The sequence below is a fragment of the Candidatus Nitrospira allomarina genome (genome assembly GCF_032050975.1).
GTDB lineage: Bacteria > Nitrospirota > Nitrospiria > Nitrospirales > UBA8639 > Nitrospira_E > Nitrospira_E allomarina.
The window spans coordinates 4,293,256-4,313,310 of the sequence record NZ_CP116967.1; the positions used below are offsets into that span (position 1 = coordinate 4,293,256).

Sequence of the window (20,055 nt, forward strand, 5' to 3'; positions counted from 1 at the left end):
CTCAAAAAAACACAAGGCACCTTACTTTTAAGAAGTTCACCTAACTTAGCGGACTTATGAGCTTATGTCCGCCAACACCTGACGGACCGTTTCCATGTCCTCCGATTCCGATGACCGATTCATCGCTTTTTCAAAATACTGTTTAGCCATTATTCGATCACCTGCCTTGAGGGTCACCATTCCCAAATGATAGTTAAGCAATCCATGATCGGGTGCCTTACTCAATGCTTTCGTTAATACCCTGGTTGCCTCCTCATTGAGACCTATTTTGAAATACACCCAGGCCAATGTATCAAGCAGAAACGGGTTCTGCGTTCTGGCTTCAAAGTTCCGGGTCAAATCAACCGCGTATGCCAAACTTTGGACATCCCCCTTTTCTTCTGCCAATAAGAACGCTAAATTATTCGCTGCCAGAACATCATGGGGGGAATGATTCAACACCAATTCGTACTGCCGAATCGCCAGGTCAATTTGTCCATTGGCTTGATAAAAGGAGGCTAATGCCTTCAACAAAATGGGAGATTGGACATGGATGGTTAACCCCTCATTTAACATATCGATCGCTTCTCTTTTTCTGCCCAGAGACCAACTTACCATGGCCCAATCTTTCCAGGGCTCAACCCACATGGGATTTCCCTCCATTTGCTTCCGATACGCAGAAAGGGCAGACGCCCTATCATGCAATTGAACGAACACGGCACCTAATAGCCCCCATGCAAATGGATGGCCGGAATGGCTTCCCACTAGCTTCTGGAGATAATCCCGTGCGTGCTCTGGCTGTCGTTGCTCGAGATACGCATGGATTAACGCTGCCAAAGGAGCCATCGCATGAAGCTTGGCTTGTTGAGCCCCAGTAAAAGCCTGCACAGCGAGATCCCATTGCTGAAGTCCGGAAGCGAGAATTCCTTTTGCTAGGTCCACCTGATAGCCAGACCAGACTGATTCCTCGAAACGGGCAATCATTCCATCTCCCTCTGCCCATTGCCGTTGAGCCAATTTTATCTGGAAAAGCGACCATGCGGCTTCAGGATGAGTGGGAACCACTTGAAGAATGGATTCCAGATATTGTTGAGCCTTTTCTAAATGGCCCTGTCGAGCAGAGAGGCGGGCCAACGCCGAAAAGACGTCAAGCTGTCGGGAGTTGAGCGCCACAGATTTTTCCAAATTTTCCTGATTCAGCTCAAACTCTCGGGCCAACATATGCGCCTGCCCCAATACCCTCTGAATATCCCTATTATTAGGCTCATCTCTTAAGACAATTCGAAATGTTCCGACCGCCGGGCTGCTCTGGTTTTGCGCTACATTCAATTCGCCTTTTAGAAGCAACGCATCAAAATGACCGGGGTACTCTTCCAACACGCTTGCCAAGCGGATCTGCGCTGCTCTTGGATTCTCCTCAGCAACATCAAGCTTGGCCAATTCAACTTCCGCCTTTATGCCCTGCTCACTCGTCTCCGCTTCAAGAACAATCGCTTCGTACATCTTACGGGCCTTTTGGAATTCTTGAATATGCTCAAAATGCGCACCCAAAAGAAACCGGAGGGTAAACGAGTGAGGTAAGACTTGAAGCGACTCTTCCAGCAAAGCTTCCCGCTGTGAGCTATCAGCAAACATAACCAAACTCTTCCAACGCCGCTCATCGTTGGGATCCAGCGCCACCCCTTCACGTAGAAGGGCCAAGACTTTGTCGGGCTTCCCCAGGTGCCGATACAGCCCGGCCAGCTTGTCGCGATGTGCATACCCACGCGGTTCTTTGGCGAGCAATTGGAGATAGATAGCTTCCGCCTTGTCAAAAGCCTTCATCCCGATCGAGATCGTCGCCAAATAATTCAGGAGATCGACATGATCGGGGTGGACCTTCAATCCTAATTGGAGAACCGATCGAGCCTTGTCCAATTCACGATTGGCCGAAAAAATCGCGGCGAGCATCAACAGAATATTGGAATCAGTGGGAAGTTGCTCAAGAAGAGAGTCTGCTTTTGTAAGGGCCCTGGAGTGCTCTCCGCGGAGAAACCACACACAGACTTGAAGAGTATGCCCAAAGACATCATGAGGATCACGGGCCAATATGGAATCAGATAAGCCCTCCAATTCTTTGATGTCTTTCGCGGCTAAATAAAATCGCGCCAATCGTCCCACAGCCGCCTGGTGAGTAGGATCTAATTCGACGCCCCTCGCATACTGACGAAAGGCTTTTGGCCAATTGGCCTCTTTCTCCGAAACTTGCCCAGCCAGGAAATACACATGAGGGTCCTGGGGATCAATCCTGAGGGCATTTCGCAAGGCCACCCTGGCTTGTGGAAAATTATCTTCCTGAATGAATTTTTTAGCCTTGGTCACGAAAGAGGCTTTCCGTTCTTCCGCACTTCCGCATCCATACAGAATGATGACAGAGAGAAAAAGATTGCCCCATTTGGCCAAAGGAATGGACATACCCTTCTACCCTATTTCCTTTCGCATGGATTCATCCATGGATCAACAAGAGGCCGAAAAAAGGGTGAAGGTGCTGTTTCATATGTGTGGGTAACTCGAGACGTGTGCCGCTCAAAAAAAACAAGCCCCCTCCGGCATATAGCCCTATCTGCCATTAGAATGAAAAAGGCGACTGATAAATGCTGGGCGGGCAATCCCGCGTGGGGTTAGCAAGAAAAAATGAAGAAAACAACAAAACCCCTGTCACGAGGAGAACAGTGGGATTTCCTATTGAAAGCTTAAAACTACCCCGCTGGGACATTATCGGACAAACAGGCTTCTCCGTGCGATCACAATCAGGCCGATGATCCCGGAGCCAACCAACAAAGCTACCGGGGGGATATGAACAGGAGCCACAGCAAGGCCATCCAACTGGCCCCCGGAATGGAAAACGGGCTGACCAAAATCTAAGAATGGAATATTCTTTGCAATTTGTAATGTATTGAAATATGGCGTGATCCCAGGGAAATTCACATCAATTCCAGAAACCTGTTGAAGAAATTCCAGCGTACCAAGACCTTCTGATATTAAAAAAATACTTCCAGCATTGAGGTTCGGCTTCAACCCGATATTCACCACATCATCACTAAACGACCAAATTCCCGCATTTACACCAAAATCAACGGGATCAGGGACATTTTCACTTGAAACAACGGAATTGAAAGTCAGTAACCCAGGCAATTCCTTCACATATCCAAAATCATTGTCAGATGGAGACGAAACGTGAAAGACAAAGCTGGGCACCTGACTTCCTGAAGCAAATTCATTCACATTATTATGGAGCACTCCGCTTAGGTCCGTTACGACCATCGCTAGTGCTGCGTGCATAGGTAGGCATAGAAACAAAACAAAATTCAGTAATAAACATATTCTCCAATCACGTATCATATAGGCTTGTTCCTTAAATACTAGAGCTCACCACACATATACTTTGGCATGCTGTGCAGCATAGCTTGATAAAGCAGAGACACTAGAACCAATATTTTTACGAGTGATGGGGGGAGATGAAAACCAAAACAATAACTGAATAATAGAAGTTTGAAATTAAAACCACAGAACAAAGAAAAGAGACTCAACATTAAGAAAGGAACAGTTTACAAAATAATAAAGTGGATAGAGGGTTAAGTCAAGAAAACCGGAATGCCCCGGAAATTTGGACCAGCGCGAGGTACCGTTTTCCACAACTTGATGAGGACCGACACGGAGAAGAAGCGATTAACAGATCGTGGGGAAAAGCGGGCGGCGGAGACGACCACCGTCGAAGCGGCCACTCGGCGACCGTATCTCAGCCATCGCCTATGGGTGGGGTCGTTGAATCAGAACACGAAACCGGAAGTCTATCATCCCCGGCGTGGGAAAAAGCGGTGCACACAATTGACGGTGACGCTACGATTGCCGACCGACACGATATAGCTGTAAAGGGGCGAAACACCCGGCATGATTAGGAAAGCAGAAATGATCCCCTGGTCAATCCAACCTTGTACAACATCTTCCTCATCCTTGAGCGTTGAAAAAATATCCCATTACTCCAACAACCTCCTGAAAAACAATCCGGGGCATTTGGCCTAAAGGCAACAGTTACTCTCCGGATCATGTCATGATAGCTAAAAATGGGTATTAGCACATAGTATTTTTTACGTAAAAATCAAGTGTCAGATGACCGAAACGTGTCCAACCCTTTTTTATATTGGACAGGAGTTATTAAAACACACTATCTTTCGACTCCACAGATCTAAGAATGACTCCCCCTATCGATTAAAACATACCAAAATCGATATCATCGTGAACGACTCAGAAATTTCAGAAAAATTCTCACACACGCAGGAAAAGTTATTCATGACGTTGGAGGAAGCTATTGCCCTCAGCCGGACGGTTGCACGTCGGGTATCAACTTTTCCGGACCGACCCGAGCTGATCATCGGGATTGCCTGTGGCGGATTTTTAATGGCGAAGGTGATCGCATTAACACTGAATATCCCCATGGAAATGATACGTATTCAAAGAAAAGGAAGCCTGATCAAAGAGAAGTTTTCAATGATTCCAGGATTAGTAACCATCACGTCGGCATGGTATCAAGTTCCCATCCTCAACATTCCGCTCAAATATGTCATGAACCAGTATTCCTCGTTAGCCCCGTTTTCACCTCAACTGACTCCAAACGTTTACAAAAAAAACATTTTACTTATTGACGATGCTATCGAAACAGGTCAAACCCTCATCTCAGCAAAGGACATACTCAGCACGGCCGGAGCAAGTTCGATCAAAACTGCAGTTCTCGCCTGGTCGAATCACCCCGATGTCACGCATAAGGAAGAAATACGACCAGACCTATTTATCGGACGGAGAGTCCAACATTTCCCTTGGTCGAGAAATAGCCCATACCGGCGGGACTATGAAAGCTGGCTCGTCCAACCTCATGCATGAGACATATGTTGCTAAGACCGAACAAGAAGTTATTGTTGGTTGATCTGGATGGCGTTCTTGTCACAAGCAGTGGAACAAACGGCCGAATCGACGCTGCGCTTTCTCCACTGCATGGCATGGATACCGGCAATTGTCTAATCGATAGCGGTGCACAAATTGCAATACTGACCCATCGGCACAAATCCGAAGCGGAACAAATACTGAAATTACTGAAGATCGATGTAACAAAAATTGTTCGGTGCTATGCCGCACAGGAACTTTGGGATTGCGCAATCAAATACAAACTAACCACACAGACCTTACTAAAAGGACTAAGAAAGAGTTTAATTTTACCCCTCATCAAAGATGAGCTCGGGTATGGCCCGGAAGACATTGCCGTGATAGATGACCGCATGGAAATTCTGTCGGACATGTCGCAGAAAGGAGTGGGGTTGACTCTCCTGGCCCCGCTTCGAAGGACCAATGCGAATGGCCACCTTCATCTGATTACATTTGACTTGTTAGAGGCACTCCAAGTATTCGAAAAGTGGAGCAAGGACTTTTCCTCAAAGACCACGCAGCACATTAATCTTCAAGAACGTGTGGTGCAAAACCAAACGCTTCTTTCAAATAGCGCCGTGATTGCTCTGAACCGCTGGGATTATTTTTCGTTGACACGAAAAATTGGTCGGACTCTTCACCGCTACATCTCTCATTGTATCCCGACAACATTTAGATTCTAGTATTATTTCGATGAGGGATGGAAAACATTCCGCCGCCCCATCTCATAGGACACAGAAGTTTATCAAGAGACACGTTTTATGAGATCAGCAAATCGCCGCGCCAAGACCCGGCGGTCGAAATGCTCCAGCACATAGCGTCTGCCACTCGCCCCCAGCACTTGGCATAAAGCCGGGTCGCGAGACAGGTTTAATACTTGGCTGGCTAATTCTGATGAATTTTCCGGTTCAATGCAGATCCCCCCTCCCGCTGAGATGACAAGTTCAGCGCTCTCCCCTTCCACGCCAAGAATGACCGGCCGCTCCATGGCCATACTCTCAAATATCTTGGAGGGAATAACCGTCTTGAAAAGCACGGATTTTTTGAGCAGGACAAGACTCACATGCGAAAGAGACCAGAGTTCCGGCATTTTATCCTTGGGCTGCTGATCAAGCATCACGACATTGAACAATTTCATCTCATCCCGCATGCCCACAAGCCGACGCCGGTCGGCGCCATCGCCGACAAGAAGAAACACAATATCCTTCCACTCGCTCAGCGCTTGGGCAGCCTCCAGGATCGTTTCTAGGTGGTGGGCCATACCATGGGTTCCGAAATACGAAGCCACGAACTTTCCCTCAAGTCCTAATTCATGTGCGAGGCGAGTGCGGTCTCTGTTGGGCTTATATAAGGTGAAATCCACCCCGTTTTTAATGACCGTCACCTTTTCAGGGAGGATACCTTTCATGCATATATGCGACTTAAAGGCATCAGTGACGGCCACGATGTGATGGGCATGGCGATAGGCAAATAACTCCAGACCTTCTAACAACCGAATCACTGGTCGATTGGTGATCGCTCCGACCGCCACGATAGACTCAGGCCAGAGGTCACGAATCTCAAGTATCCATGGGGCACGCTTGAGGCGACTGACCAAATAGCCTGCGAGCCCGTTGAAAAATTGCGGAGAAGTGGAAAGGACCACATCACACCGTGAGAGAAATGGGGAAACAAGCACAGCTGCAACCATATAGGACAGGTAGTTGAGTGTCCGCTTCACAAACCCTTCGTTGGCCGTCACATAAGTCCATAACCGAATCACCTGAATGCCATTCCGGTTTTCACGGTGAAAGAGTTTGTTGCGATAGCCCTCATAGACAATGCCGCGTGGATGGTTGGGTGCGCAGGTCACGACCGTGACCGAATGACCATCATTGACCCATTGCCGGCAGTGTTCAAAAGTGCGTGAGGCTGGAGCATTGACCTCTGGCGGGAAATAATGTGACAAAAACAAAATCTTCACGGCATGCCCTTAGATAGACTCGGAGTTCTTGGTAATTCGGTAGGTAAGAGACAGGGGTAATGGACCGGTACGGGTCAAGACAATTACACTCTGGTTGCACGCCACACCAAATTCAGGGAAGAACCATCCCTGTTCGACCTTCATATCGCCTGACCCAAGGTTCTCAATGCAAAGGAGTGCAATGCCGTCCTTGTCAGATATTCTGACTGTCTGACCCATCTGAGTGGCCTGGCACTCAGAATGTAAATGAACATAGCTGTCTATTTGGTGAGTCCCTCCCCCTTGAACTTCATCAGTAACCTTCCAGGACGAGGAACCATCGAACTCAATTGACCGTTGGTGAATCACCTTCCCGGGAAGCCGGGCGTATCCATTATGGGCACCTTTAAATTTCACGTGCCCATCGCCCGAATGTGTTAAATGCGCAAACAACGGATTGGCCCGCCGAGCCACGCGAAACACTCCCCAAACTTCGGATTGCTCCTGCCCGTCCACCACCACAGTATTATGTGCCTTTGTACTGCGGGCATAGGCGCGTTGGGGGCTGGGCTCATAGTCAAACACGCCGCTGTCTACAATAATGCGGCGACCATTGAGGGATAACTCATAACTCAATGTATCGCAATGGGCATGGGCAGGATTATAGGCAGGCCCAATAGGTCCGCAATCAATGACCACCATATCGCTTCCCTTGCGTATGACATAATATCCGCTCTCACGTTTGGCACAAGAGAAAAGACCTGCTGTAGGTGCCGGCACATGGTACCCCATGACCTCCCTGGCGTACTCAAAAATTCGTGACGGAGACAGGGCAATCTTGAATGCAGAATCGTTATACAATGGGATGTCTCCATCAGGGAGACAAATGTCATGTAAAAAGTTTAGAGCCTGCACCGTCTTCTCCCTCACATGATCCATTTCGGGAAAGACCATGGCTTGTCTGGAAGACATCATCAGATTTAAGACATCTACGTAATCCATGACGCTGATCGAATGGTACATAGGGCTTCGCTCGAAGTGCCCGCCATCCGCCAGAAACTGTTCGTCGATTTCCTCGCGCAAAATCTTTAAACCCTTCTGCAACCACCGGTCGGCATCCCGACCTTCAAAAAACATTCCGGCAAAAAATAGGGCAACTCCATTTTTCAGATAATGGTTGGCCAGAAAGTGGTATTCAATATTGCGTTCCAGCCATAGCACCTGCCGGTACAAATTCTTCAGCCATTCGGCCTTAAGTACTCCAGAGGAAGACTCTGGCATTGTCCCCTTGTCCTCTTCCCGGTTATCAATGGAGTCCTGGGACAATGAAAGGAAGAACTTCACCCAATTTACAATCCGCAAGGATGCCGCATAGGGTTCCCAGGCATCCGGCGTTCCAGATGGATTCTGCTCAATCCAATCCGAGATGACGTTGCACCGGCTTTCGACGGAACGACGAGGATCTTGGAGATAATCGAAATAATGCAGGTTGTAGCGCCAGAGTTTTGATCGGTCCCGGCACACCCAATCCATCTGGTCCTCATTAAACTCCACGCCTTGATTAAGAAAAACGAAACGGTAATCTCCTCCAGACGATTGTAAGACGGAAGGACTCGTCTTAATGGCAATGTTCGGTCGCCTCACAATCTGCTTTCGGGCGTGCTGAAAGGAAATCTGTGGAACAACCCGACGGAAGAAGAGATAGGCAAGTTGAGAAATCTTCAGATAGGCCAGAGTCCTGGCATACAGCAAGATACGGTTCATGAGGAATATCAGTCAGGTCAAAAGTTTAAAAACATGCACGGTCCCCGAAGGGGCCCGCTGATCTTGAAGATGTGCGCAACACGTGGCATAAAAATAGTCTTGGACCGTTACGGTTGAGAGGAAACACCCAAAAGAGTTCGGCGGACCGCCTCAAGATCAGCAGATTGCCAGCTCTCGAGTGTTTCCGGGTTTATAGTGCCCAAAGATCTTTGAACGCGCTGGCTTTGCGCAGCGAGTAGTCTATAGTCTTCGAGGCCCTCTCGGAAGGCCTCCCAGCGACGGCTGCTGACAATGCCATCTTCCGACTCATAGACCACGGCAAAGTCTGAGCGGTACCCATCAATATCAAGCCAGGCTGAGCTTCCCGTCGTATCACTATATGACCAGAACCCCACGCCCTTTGCCCCATAGTGCCATGCCCACCATCCAAGCATTCGATATTCATGCAACGGTGAATTAAGCTTCGCTGGTGACTTTGGGCTACTAATAAGCCACCATTCCTTGCGGAGCCCCTTATAAAATTCACCCAAAGGACCATGGAGGGCTGGTATTTGAGGTTGCCAGAAGTCTACCAGCGGGTCTAGATTTCGGAGATCGGACATCTCGATAGGCGAACTTCGTTGTACAATGGGATTCGCGTAAATCTGTATAGACGAATTCCACCTTTTAACTGTTTCAGCAAAAACCTTCACCAATTGCAGACCCGTGCGATTCGGCTCATCGGTAGGATAAAAGGCCCATCGGTCCGGAGGCAGTCCTTTGGCAGAGAGATAGGCAAATACTTTTCCAACCCATGCAAGCAGTCGCTTTTTCGCAGCAGGATCAATCGTCTGTTTGGTTTTTGAAAACCCGAGGGGATTCCTTCCTGCATCCCAACCCATATAAAGGAGTAACATCCCATGTTGTTTGGCCAGCTCCACATTATTTACAAATTGACCTCCCTCTCTATCTTCCCAGGTGCCATCGAGGGCAAAGCCAGGAATTTCTTCCGGTTGCGTCACGAAAACATTGATACCGTGATCCACCAGATCACGGACAGCAGCTTCGGGATTATGGAAGATTGGCATATCTGAAGGGTACGCCCAATTGATCGCGCGTAAAGGTCTAATGGGGGTGACATCAGTGGCCGTGACGGTTGCGCTGCCGGGCACCGAGATAACACTACTGCTACTTTCAAAGCGAAGTTCGAAGCGATGAGTGCCGGGGCCAAGTGCCGTCAAATTCACATCCAGCCAAATATAGCTAGGGATGCCAGGCTGGACGGTCAACAGTCCACCGTCGTTCAAGGGAACAAGTGGATCATAAACACGCTGTCCATTAGCCGCCACAACGGGTCTTACCTCAAATAATCTTACAGATCCCGCAGGAAGGCCTTCTATCGTCGCGCGCACCCCACTTGTGACGACCGCTTCGCCTACGGCAATCCCTAGGCAAGCATTCTCGCGCTCCTCCGTGTAACCTCGTATCTCCAGCGCCGATAAGGGAATGTTGATGTGTTCGCTCGCCTGAGCGGGATCGATCGCCGCCCAGGGATCCTGCACCCATGCTCGCATCGCCCAGCGTTCCAACGGCAAGGCCATTTTCCTGGATTCTGATTCTATGGCGTTTAACAGGCCTTGGTGAGTCCGGTGAGTACTTTCCTTCAATGCCGTCTCGACATTGGGAACGATTGCTGTCTGAGCAGGCATTCGGCCAACTCCAGACGGGCGCCACTCCACCTCGTCCAAAAACAAAAATTTGCCAGTGGCATGCACGACCATAATCAAGGCGCCAGTGGCTGCACTGATGTCGATATCCAACCAATGCGTCTCCTTGTCCGGAAGCTTCCCTGAATCCGGCGCCAGCGACCCGACGAGTTGGAGATTGTTCCTCCTGTCCCGCGCATACACATCAACTTGCCTTGGCACATCTACACCTGCATACAAACCTTTCACGGTATGCACCCGCAACGTGCCGGCTTTGGGGGACTGCACCGAACTTCCATCATCAAGACGAAGTCGTATGGTGACTGGCGCGCGTGCGGACCATCCCACGGCCTCTTTTCTCTCCCACATGGGAAATGATGTGATTCTCCCGTCGGTAAGCTGACGAATGTCGCCTTCATCTGTAGAAAGGGAGTAGTTAGGTTTCTGCCCAAATTCCATGACAGTCAGCACGCCTGCCACGGCGTTGTCCGTAATACCGCTCAACACCATGATACTCATCACCATGTACAGAGACAGGATATGGAGCCGACTTCCCTGAAATGTTATTCTTTCATATTGGCCAGGCTTCACGTCATCCGCAAATTGTCTGCAGTCCATCGTGGAAATTTTTCCTTCATTATTCACGGACAAAGTTGCATACCGCATGGGTTCACCCTCCCGAATAAAGTTTGTGACAATGATGGACAAACTCCTCGGTCCATTTTCCGGACGAAAAAGCCTTTGCGGCTTCCCGGGCGCCGCGTCGTAGGGAAGTTAACTGCTTCGGATTGTCACGGAGCATTTCCATTGCCACGACAAGTTGAGAAATCTGGCCCGGTTCAATGAGGATCCCGTTTCGTTCGTCCACGATTTCCGCTATCGCACCAATGCGGGAAGCGATGACCGGCATTCCAACAGTAAAAGCTTCCAGAATCACGCCTGGGTACCCCTCAGTCGGAATGCGGCTGGGAAGGACAAGAACGTCATAGCCGCCCAGTACCGTTGGAACCTCTTCAGGTAAGACTACTCCACAATATTTCGCTCCACTCTCGGCAAAGTCGGCTTCACCGACATTCCCAGTTAAGGGGCCGTACACGTCGACTGTCACATTCTTGACTGCCTTTGATGCCTGAATCAGATTATCCACACCCTTAATTTCGCTCACATGGCCGAGGTACACAAAATGACGTGCCCCTCGTTCATTCATTTCTTTGATCGGGGGCAACGCGGATGCCAAGACACGACTATTGGAGTACCAGTACACCGGTTGTGAAGAGATAGCACTGAAGAATTTAACGGAACGATGCGTTTCAAATAAGACAATGTCCGCCGCCAGCACCGTATGACGAAAAATCCAACGGGCAGGCGCTGAAGCTTGAAGGTACCAATCAGGATAAAATCCGCCAAAGCCTCTGAAAATCCAGGGCCGCCGGAAAAGGCAACACACTACCGCAAGGAGAGGACCGAAGAGCGCAGCACCAAGAATCGATGCATGGAATCCGACAACATCAATCTTACGGATCCGCCGCAACAGTGCCGAAAGATTTCGCAACGCGTGAATAAGGTTTTTCATTGTTGTGCGTTCAATCCGCGTCGTATTGATGACCTCAACCACCAGATCTTCCCGCTTACCTAATTCGCCGACGAGCTGACCAAATAGAACCGTTGCACCTCCCAGCGGTGGCGGCAAAGGTCCGACAAGAAGAATTTTCATAACGTACGTTTGGTTACCAAGGATAGACAGTAGGGGAAGGCCGGATGGATGCCTTTACGGATCTTTTTTGCAGTAACACCTCCTATGAGGCAGCTTAACATTTCCAAACCCTGTTCGCCGGACTTCCACCATAGAGCAGGCGATACTGATTAAGATTCGCCGACATGGTGAGTCTGTTTTTAGCGAAACGAATGGCCTTGTCTCTCAGACTTCCAAAATTGTTTTGATGGATGAATTGGAGGACTTGATCGGCAATATCGGTTTTCTCATCCAAAAGCATTCCTACACCGGCTGCTGGAAGCATATCACTGTAATCACCAATCCCCGGTGTGAGGATGACCGGAAGTCCACAGGCTAAGTATTCGCCTACCTTCACCGGGCTCGCCACATTATTGACGGGAGTGTCGTGCCGCAAAATGATACCAATGTCGGCTGCTGACAAATACCGGTGGACGTCTTGATGGGCACATCCCCGAACAAAAGACTGACCCGCCGGGAACTGGACCGTCTGAAGTTGGCCAGTCACTTCCGCTTGGCTTGTGGTTAAAAACAGTGCTTTACACCTATTATCAGCCGAACAGACCCTCTTAAACAGGGATATGATGTCACCAATTCTTTGCCAGGCACTCATTCCGCCTGAGTAACACAACAGAATATCATTCTGATGGAGATGAAGCGACTGGCGAATCTCACTCCGAGCGTTCAAGTCAAAGAAAAATCTGGCTTCGTTAAAACATGACGGGATCACGGTCACATCATGACGGCCGATCTTATCTTCCAGATATTCCTTGAGGTTCTCTGATACCGTAGTGAGGCGATCAGCTCGGCGGCCTTGCTGCAACTCAAGATGGGAAATGAACCGGGATTTCATCGTTGAGCCACTCGTGAGTTGTTTCTCCAACCCAACCAGTCCCCGGACATCAAAGATCGATATCGCATCGAGCTTTCGCGCCAACCTTCGGGCCCACATCGACCCGATAAACGACCGTGCATAGACATGGGTAATACCGGCACCTGCGAGTTCCGAGCGCATGGAGGCATAGACCTGCCAGCAGGAGTGCCAGTAACCCCAAGCACCGGCATGCGGCAAAAGAACAGGGAGCACATCAGCCCGTACATGATATTGCGCGGCGATCACTGCAACAGCCTCCTGCGCGCGCGATGGTGTAATTTCAGCACCTGCAAAACGACACGAATAGCCTTCCTGATTCAAAAACGATGCGACCGAGAGAACCTGCGCATGCAAGATCGCGCTATCAAGCGCTGGCCATTCTGGGACAAAAAACAGGACACTCTTGCCTGACCTATTCATTCGTTACCAATCTGCTTGAGGGGTTAATACGGCCATTTGTCAAGGCCCCGGTGCATACCCGACAGACTTTGAACCTTGCCCTACAAGTGAAATGGCGGCATACACTCCCAAGGCCAACCAAAAAAGTTTTACATCCTGATACGTGACCGTTGCAATCATGAAACAGAAGCCGAATACACCAGACAGCGCGACGCGACTCAGATGTCTGTCATTTGACTCGCCGGCTATCACAGCCCCCTTTCGTAGTTTTCTGCCGGCAAAAATGGCCACGACGATAACTGCGAGAAAGAGCACAAATCCCACCACTCCCGTTTCGACAAGAACCTGTAAATAGCTATTATGAACGGCAACATGATACCGATCATAAAAAGCCGACATGCCATTCCCGAAAATCGGGGAATCAAACCACATTTCCAGTGCCTGTTTCCATAATGTAAATCGTCCCGTTGCGCCCTCGTTGACGGCATCCCCAATACCAAAAATGCGCTTATTCAGAGCCGGAATGAACATAACGGCCATGGCGAGGGCTCCGGCAAAAACGCCAACTGGAATGATTCCCTTTACAAGGTTTCCACGCAAGAGATAAAGCCCCACCACGAGAGTAGTCGCGAGGAAACCGCTTCGGCTATATGTGCCCACACATCCAATCGCCGTCATGCACGCAACGACAGTCCAAAATAGCTTTCGTACCCCCGCACTTGCACTGTGAAAGGCCAGCGCGAGGGCCAGGGGAAATACCAGACCCGTGCTGGTATAATTCGGCTCTTCACCGGGCAATACGAATCGCCTTCCGCTCTCCCCGCCATGAAGAATATTGATGCGGTCTTCGAGACCGAACTGATCATGAATATGCCTGGCTTCCATCATGCGATAGAGCACCGTCTGATCTCCAAGCATGATATGGATAGCCTTAATAACCGTGGCCAGTCCGGCCACGATTGCCCACCACATCAGTATTCGGCCGAGATCAGCGGGTGTTTTCACCGTCAGGATCAGAATCACGAGTAACACAACCCCTTCGATATACTTCAAGTAGTACGGAAGAGCCAAACTCATGTTTTCCGAGAAAACTGTTTGCACCGCCCCATATAAGACGAACGCCCCGGCAGCGAAAAGAACCTGGCTTGAACGGAGCAAAAGGTTACCAAGGGAAGCGGGATTTAAAACCACGGTTAATCCCAAAGTCATTGCCACCACAACGGAGAAAACATTCGGAACGCCCACAGTCACCGCGGGAGCGTAAAAGATGAGCAGCAAGATGAGCAGACCATTACCGGGATTTCGAACGATTAGGATCGTGGTCAATGCCAAAAATGCTGCAGATCCGACAAATCCAAGGCTCAGGACCGAGCACATGAAAACCAGTCCCCACAACGCCAGCAGCATTGCCATGTCCAGCCAAGCAAAACCTGAATAGATGCCCCCATCCAACGTTGCTAAAACCGTATCCTTATGCCAAGGCTGACTTTCGTGGGAAAATCCCATATTCAATATGTCTTGTAATAGCCTACTCTTAATTTCCCATAAACTATCACCTAACTCAGTTGACAAAAATTTATTCGACAGGGCAGATCAGACAATGGGATCCTGTTTTTGAACCAGAACAAAATTTTTACGTAATATGAGGCTCGTTGGATTTAACCCCCGACAATGCGAGACGGTAAATAGGAAACGTAGTAGATGAATGCCAACATATTCCACACCATTAGGATACTTTCTTTCGCACCAATACCTCTTGAACATGCGTGAGACAAAAAGCAGGGCCATCGTGTGCCTATAAATCATGACGACTGAGTGTAGCGCTCACGCCAATTGTAGTTTGCATGAATGACTTTTGCAGGAACACCAGCAATAAGGGCACATTCTTCATTGTGCTGTCCAACCACCACGCTACCGAGCCCAATGGTATTGTTGGAACCTATCGAGGAACCAGGTGCAAATCGAGAAGCAGAACCGATATAGCAATCAGAGCCAATTGAAATGGATCGATCCTTAACACCTATGCCGTGTGTCCAAAATTGACTATGGGAACCTGCGATCCACGATTGTGACCCAAGGTTAAATCCTCCTGTTGGATCAATGAAATGAGAAGAAGTAACCACGCTTCCATTTCCAAGATGACAAAATCGGCCATAGCCGTCCTTAGCAAATCTCTTCTCTGCAACCCAAGCTCCACAGGAAATCACATTGTCCCTGCCCATTGAAGCTCCGGCACCAATTCTCAGACGATATGGCCCAACAAACTTATTGAACTTACCAATATTCGCCGCGCGAATATCCGCGCTATCTACCGCAATAATGGTCATGAACCCAATTCTGGAATTGTTATCGATTGAATATCCAAGCAACGTTTTATAAAGCAGCCGACGCATGTACTCTACTGGAACGACACTGATTATGATTGCGAGCCATAGCTTGACTTTTTTCATACTTATTTCCTCTTTTCTCTACCAATCTTCATTCACATAATTACTTGTGACCCTCCCGTGAGTTCATCCCGGAAAGTGCGCTCTCATAGCAATCATGAATTTGTTCGCATACCTGTTGCCATGAAGGCATTTCCAGTGCAACGGATTGCAGTTCCTCGCTACGGGGCTTTTCCATCTCTGTTGTGATGAGTGAAGCGAGACCTTCCGGAGAATGGGGATCGAATACAGAAATCAGGTGCTGTAAAGGGCTTGCCACCGGAACATTTTTTGAGGCGATGACCCGGCAACCGGCAATAGACGCTTCATACAGGCTTAAGGGCATGACCTCGGAGAAGCTGGGAAGCACAAAAAGCTTAGCTGCACGATAGGCCGACGCCAGAATCGGATCATCATGGGCCAGACTTCCGGTAAAAATCACCTGCTTATTGGCTTGTGCGCGGCAACGGGAAATATACTCCTCCTGCTCTGAACGAATGTTACCTATGATGACCAGGGGATACGGCATACGTTTCATCGCACAAATCAGGGTAAGTTGATTCTTCCGCTCTTCAATGGACGCTACGTTTAGCACAAAATCCTTCACGCCATATTTTTCCTCAAACAGCAATGGGTCAGCTGTTGCAAAAGATGCCTTGAGTCCATTGGGAATCGTAGCAATACGCTCAGAGGGGAGAGAAAAAACCGTGGATAACAGGTTGCGTTCATTTTCATTTAACGCGATGACCCTCGAGGCCGCATGGAGCATCAGATTTGCCCGCTTGAGGTCAGAATACATGCCTGGAATGAACGCCGACGATAAGACTTTCATCCGCATCAATAACGGGTGCAGATGAAACAGGTTGAGTACGGAGGAGACGATTACCGGTTTACCGGTTGCCAACGAACGTTGGACGTGAGAAATCGCCGAGCCGTCTATACTGAACACATGGCATATATCCACGTCAGGAATCTGATTGCGCCAGGGATCGTAGAAGATCACTTCGACGCCGCGTTGGACCAATCCTTTGGCTGTTTCCTCAATCTGAATTTGCAGCCCCCCCCTATTCAGGCCAATCCGCGGGTAAGTGAGAAACAACACTTTCATTGGGAGCCTTTTTATGACCTTCCGCTCGAAGCACCGATCTCAAGTCGACCGGCAACGACCCAATACAATTGTCGTGCATCTTGATAGGTGACAGCCCGGAGCAAAACGAGAAAAGCTAATGTACCACCGACCATACCCATCATCAGGCCTCCTGAGTAATCGATCATGCTGACTCCGATAAGGAGCGATAGTAAAGGGATAGCCGCTCTGAGATGAGACGCATTAAGTGAGAGAAACAGTGCGCCATTTCTTCCGGCCGCCACCCAAGCCCCAATAAAGTTCCCAACCAGGGACGTGATAACTAATGCCATCGCGGCCCCCAGACCTTGGAATGTCGGAACAAGCAACAGTGCTACGCCAATGCTGATGAGCACTTGCGGAATGATCAACACAAACGCCTTCTGCGGGTGACCGGTTCCCACTAAATTTATTGAAAAGTAATAATTGACGATTGAAAGAGCAGCCCAGGCACACAACGCTTGCATGATGTTTATGCCACCACTATAGGCGCTTGAAAAGAGAATGGTCATCAGCGGATCGGCAATTCCAATAAGAACCGTGGCTGCCACGGCGAGTAACCCGGCGCCGATACGAATCGATTCGACCAGGAGGTCCGTCCCGGTACTTTCCCTTGAGGAGGCATACCCCAAAAGAACCGGCCTAATCGAGTCAAATAGGCGCAGCAATGCGCTCGGCAATTGCATGGATGTCGAAAAAATTGCCAGTGTGGCCGTACCCAGGTATGTCACCAGGATCGTGTCAGAGGCCTTCACCATAACCACTGATAGTAACGAACACCCGTACATCCACCCTCCGAATTTGATTATCCTCATCGCTGCCGGATGTCGAAGCACGAGACCAAACTGATCGGGAAGCAGTCGCCAGGCGATGCCTATTCCAAACACACGAGATAGGATCATCCCCCACAAAAGCCCGGCCACGCCTAACCCGTAAAGCAATGCCGACACAGAAAAGACCGCCCTCAAAATTTCTGCCCCGACCCCCAAAGCCGATAATTCCCGAAACTTACCTGCCCCGACAAGCAGAGAGTTCACCATTTGAAAGTTAATTGCAAGGAATGCGAGTGGAACCCCCAACCAAGCATACTTCCTAAACTCAGGATAAGGCCAAAGGGTTTCGAGAAAAGGAAGTGCGGCCATGACCACAAGTGCGGTCATCATGGACGAGATGAATGCAATGGTCACAAAAAATCTGGCCGTTTCGATTACATCAGAAGGTTCACTTGAAGAGAGCATTTTTGTCGCAGTGTTTCGCAGTCCCAAATCTCCGGCGATCGCCGCAAAGTGGGACACCATCATAACCAAAAAATAAACCCCCAACTCCTCTTTAGTCGTCAGACGTGCCGCCATGACCATGGTCATGAGCGCAGCCACCATCCCCAGAAGGTTTCCTGAACCGACCCAGAAAACCCCGGACAAGTATTGGAGAGCAGTTTTTGCCATGGATTACACTTGCAGACTTGTTACCGGAGCGATGAAAATGTGATCGGCATGCCCCCTGCCTCCCACAAAAGACCCGTACCAGAAACCTTCAAATTAATTTTCAGTGTCTTCCGAAAGATGTTGGTCTACCGGAAAGGTCGACTCCATGAAACAATTGGACCATATTCATAGTATTTTGTCCTCTTTGACCTTGTCCAGGAAATGGACAATAGCCTCTCCATGCCTGCCACTTTAAGGCAGCGAATTGAGGTCAGCGCAGAGGCTTTATATTTTTTACAGCAATCGTTCCAAGTGCTCAACGATTCGTTCTGCCGCCTTACCGTCCCATTTCGGAGGAATAGCGCCTTTTTTCCACTTGCCCTCCATCAATCGTGCAAGCGCCGGAGGGAGCTTGTTCGGATCGGTACCAATAAGTTCATTGGTTCCAATCGTAATGGTCTCAGGACGCTCCGTATTGTCACGCAGGGTCAAGCACGGCACCCCTAGTACCGTGGTCTCCTCGGTAATGCCTCCGGAATCGGTGATTACCCCACGAGCATGCTTCACCAGGTAGTTGAATTCCAGATAGCCTAGCGGATCAATATAATTGAGTTGTGGGGTCCGGTTGTCGAGATCGCGAAGATTCTTGGCGGTGCGGGGGTGCACGGGAAACACCACAGGAAGCCTGTGTGTGCTCTCGGAAATGGCATGCAAAAGCCTCAACAATTGCTGATCCCCGTCGACATTCGCCGGTCGATGCAAGGTGACGACAAAGTAACGCTGCGCCTCAAGCCCGAGTGCTGCCCAACAGGACGGTGGACGCAAGTTCGGAAGCTGCTTGAATAAAGTATCGATCATCGTATTGCCCACAAAGAAGATGCGGGAATCCGAAACGCCGGACCGGCGTAGATTGTCATTTGCCGTCTCGCTCGTAGTGAAAAACCAGTTAGTGATGGAGTCGGTGACGACTCGATTGATCTCCTCCGGCATGGCCCAGTCGCCCGAGCGGATGCCGCCTTCAACATGCGCCACCGGCACCTCCAGCTTACGGGCCACGATGGAGCAGGCCATAGTCGATGTCACATCCCCTACAACGAGGGTCAGGTCGCTTTTGTCCTTTACCAGCAGCCTTTCATACGCCACCATAATGGCGGAGGTTTGCTCAGCCTGTGTGCCTGACCCTACTTCCAAATTTATGTCTGGCTCCGGGATTCCGAGATCCTGAAAGAAGCTTCCGGACATAGCCCGGTCATAGTGCTGTCCTGTATGGATCAGTCTAAACCGTAACGGTCCACCCTGCCCCTCCGCCGCCTTCAGGGCGTCGATGATTGGAGCAATCTTCATGAAATTCGGCCTGGCTCCGGCAATCAGATCAATTCTTTTCATGGGTTTCCCTGAAAATGGATAAAAAAAGCTTGCATGAGGAACTGCTCCCCTTCGAAAAAGCCCGCGATCTTGTGGGGTTTTTCAATGTGAGACGGGGACGGATGTCCACGTTTCGAAAAAAGTAATGTTAACCGGCTCGGAAATTTTTATAAGCCGGAAAATGGTTTCATCTCTTTTTGCGCATGAGAAGCAACCATAATAACCCTCATCAACATCTGAATTGCGTTTAGTCGATGCCGGGGAGCTCTGTATTTGTCACTATCTCTCTTTCTTAGCCTGGCAAGAATAGTGTCTTACCTCTCAAATGAGCATGGGCCCCTTACCCAAATCGCGTTCACCTTCCTACAAAAACCCCAAGGTGG

General features: G+C 49.4%; 15 protein-coding genes. 3 read left to right on the forward strand and 12 right to left on the reverse strand.

The window, feature by feature from the left end; genetic code table 11:
* Window positions 1-54 precede the first annotated feature (54 nt).
* Entirely contained in the window at window positions 55-2,433 is a 2,379-nt protein-coding gene (locus tag PP769_RS18695) for a tetratricopeptide repeat protein (protein ID WP_312643142.1), read from the reverse strand.
* A 300-nt stretch (window positions 2,434-2,733) separates the two neighbouring features.
* Window positions 2,734-3,300 carry a hypothetical protein gene (locus PP769_RS18700; protein ID WP_312643145.1) on the reverse strand — a complete coding sequence of 189 codons (567 nt, stop codon included), beginning with the start codon at window positions 3,298-3,300 and terminating at the stop codon, window positions 2,734-2,736.
* 360 nt (window positions 3,301-3,660) lie between these two features.
* Between PP769_RS18700 and PP769_RS18705 the strand changes: the two genes are divergently transcribed.
* The 3 genes from PP769_RS18705 to PP769_RS18715 all read left to right on the forward strand — a co-directional run bounded on the left by PP769_RS18705 (window position 3,661) and on the right by PP769_RS18715 (window position 5,618).
* Entirely contained in the window at window positions 3,661-3,885 is a 225-nt protein-coding gene (locus PP769_RS18705; RefSeq protein ID WP_312643147.1) for a hypothetical protein, read from the forward strand.
* A gap of 423 nt (window positions 3,886-4,308) precedes the next feature.
* Window positions 4,309-4,896, forward strand: a complete 588-nt coding sequence (locus PP769_RS18710; protein WP_312643149.1) for a phosphoribosyltransferase — start codon at window positions 4,309-4,311, stop codon at window positions 4,894-4,896.
* Between the two features lie 5 nt (window positions 4,897-4,901).
* Complete coding sequence (locus PP769_RS18715; protein ID WP_312643152.1) at window positions 4,902-5,618, forward strand: hypothetical protein; 717 nt, start codon at window positions 4,902-4,904, stop codon at window positions 5,616-5,618.
* Window positions 5,619-5,680: 62 nt separating this feature from the next.
* On the opposite strand, the gene PP769_RS18720 is transcribed toward PP769_RS18715, so the two are convergent.
* The 10 genes from PP769_RS18720 to wecB all read right to left on the reverse strand — a co-directional run bounded on the left by PP769_RS18720 (window position 5,681) and on the right by wecB (window position 19,693).
* Window positions 5,681-6,898 (reverse strand): glycosyltransferase family 4 protein, encoded by a 1,218-nt coding sequence (locus PP769_RS18720; protein WP_312643154.1) that lies wholly within the window; start codon window positions 6,896-6,898, stop codon window positions 5,681-5,683.
* A gap of 9 nt (window positions 6,899-6,907) precedes the next feature.
* Window positions 6,908-8,641 (reverse strand): heparinase II/III family protein, encoded by a 1,734-nt coding sequence (locus PP769_RS18725; RefSeq protein WP_312643156.1) that lies wholly within the window; start codon window positions 8,639-8,641, stop codon window positions 6,908-6,910.
* A gap of 107 nt (window positions 8,642-8,748) precedes the next feature.
* Complete coding sequence (locus tag PP769_RS18730) at window positions 8,749-10,992, reverse strand: glycoside hydrolase domain-containing protein (protein ID WP_312643158.1); 2,244 nt, start codon at window positions 10,990-10,992, stop codon at window positions 8,749-8,751.
* A 4-nt stretch (window positions 10,993-10,996) separates the two neighbouring features.
* The gene (locus PP769_RS18735; RefSeq protein WP_312643160.1) at window positions 10,997-12,040 is read right to left on the reverse strand and encodes a glycosyltransferase family 4 protein; all 1,044 of its coding nucleotides are present in this window, start codon (window positions 12,038-12,040) and stop codon (window positions 10,997-10,999) included.
* Between the two features lie 94 nt (window positions 12,041-12,134).
* Window positions 12,135-13,352 carry a glycosyltransferase gene (locus PP769_RS18740; RefSeq protein WP_312643162.1) on the reverse strand — a complete coding sequence of 406 codons (1,218 nt, stop codon included), beginning with the start codon at window positions 13,350-13,352 and terminating at the stop codon, window positions 12,135-12,137.
* Between the two features lie 39 nt (window positions 13,353-13,391).
* A complete protein-coding gene (locus tag PP769_RS18745) occupies window positions 13,392-14,837 on the reverse strand; it encodes an O-antigen ligase family protein (RefSeq protein ID WP_312643165.1) in 1,446 nt (481 codons plus the stop codon).
* A 296-nt stretch (window positions 14,838-15,133) separates the two neighbouring features.
* A complete protein-coding gene (locus tag PP769_RS18750; protein WP_312643168.1) occupies window positions 15,134-15,781 on the reverse strand; it encodes an acyltransferase in 648 nt (215 codons plus the stop codon).
* A 40-nt stretch (window positions 15,782-15,821) separates the two neighbouring features.
* Window positions 15,822-16,865 (reverse strand): glycosyltransferase family 4 protein, encoded by a 1,044-nt coding sequence (locus tag PP769_RS18755; RefSeq protein WP_312643170.1) that lies wholly within the window; start codon window positions 16,863-16,865, stop codon window positions 15,822-15,824.
* A gap of 11 nt (window positions 16,866-16,876) precedes the next feature.
* Window positions 16,877-18,328: a lipopolysaccharide biosynthesis protein gene (locus PP769_RS18760; RefSeq protein ID WP_312643172.1), complete on the reverse strand. Its 1,452-nt coding sequence runs from the start codon at window positions 18,326-18,328 to the stop codon at window positions 16,877-16,879.
* A gap of 273 nt (window positions 18,329-18,601) precedes the next feature.
* A complete protein-coding gene (gene wecB, locus PP769_RS18765; RefSeq protein ID WP_312643174.1) occupies window positions 18,602-19,693 on the reverse strand; it encodes a non-hydrolyzing UDP-N-acetylglucosamine 2-epimerase in 1,092 nt (363 codons plus the stop codon).
* Window positions 19,694-20,055: the final 362 nt, after the last annotated feature.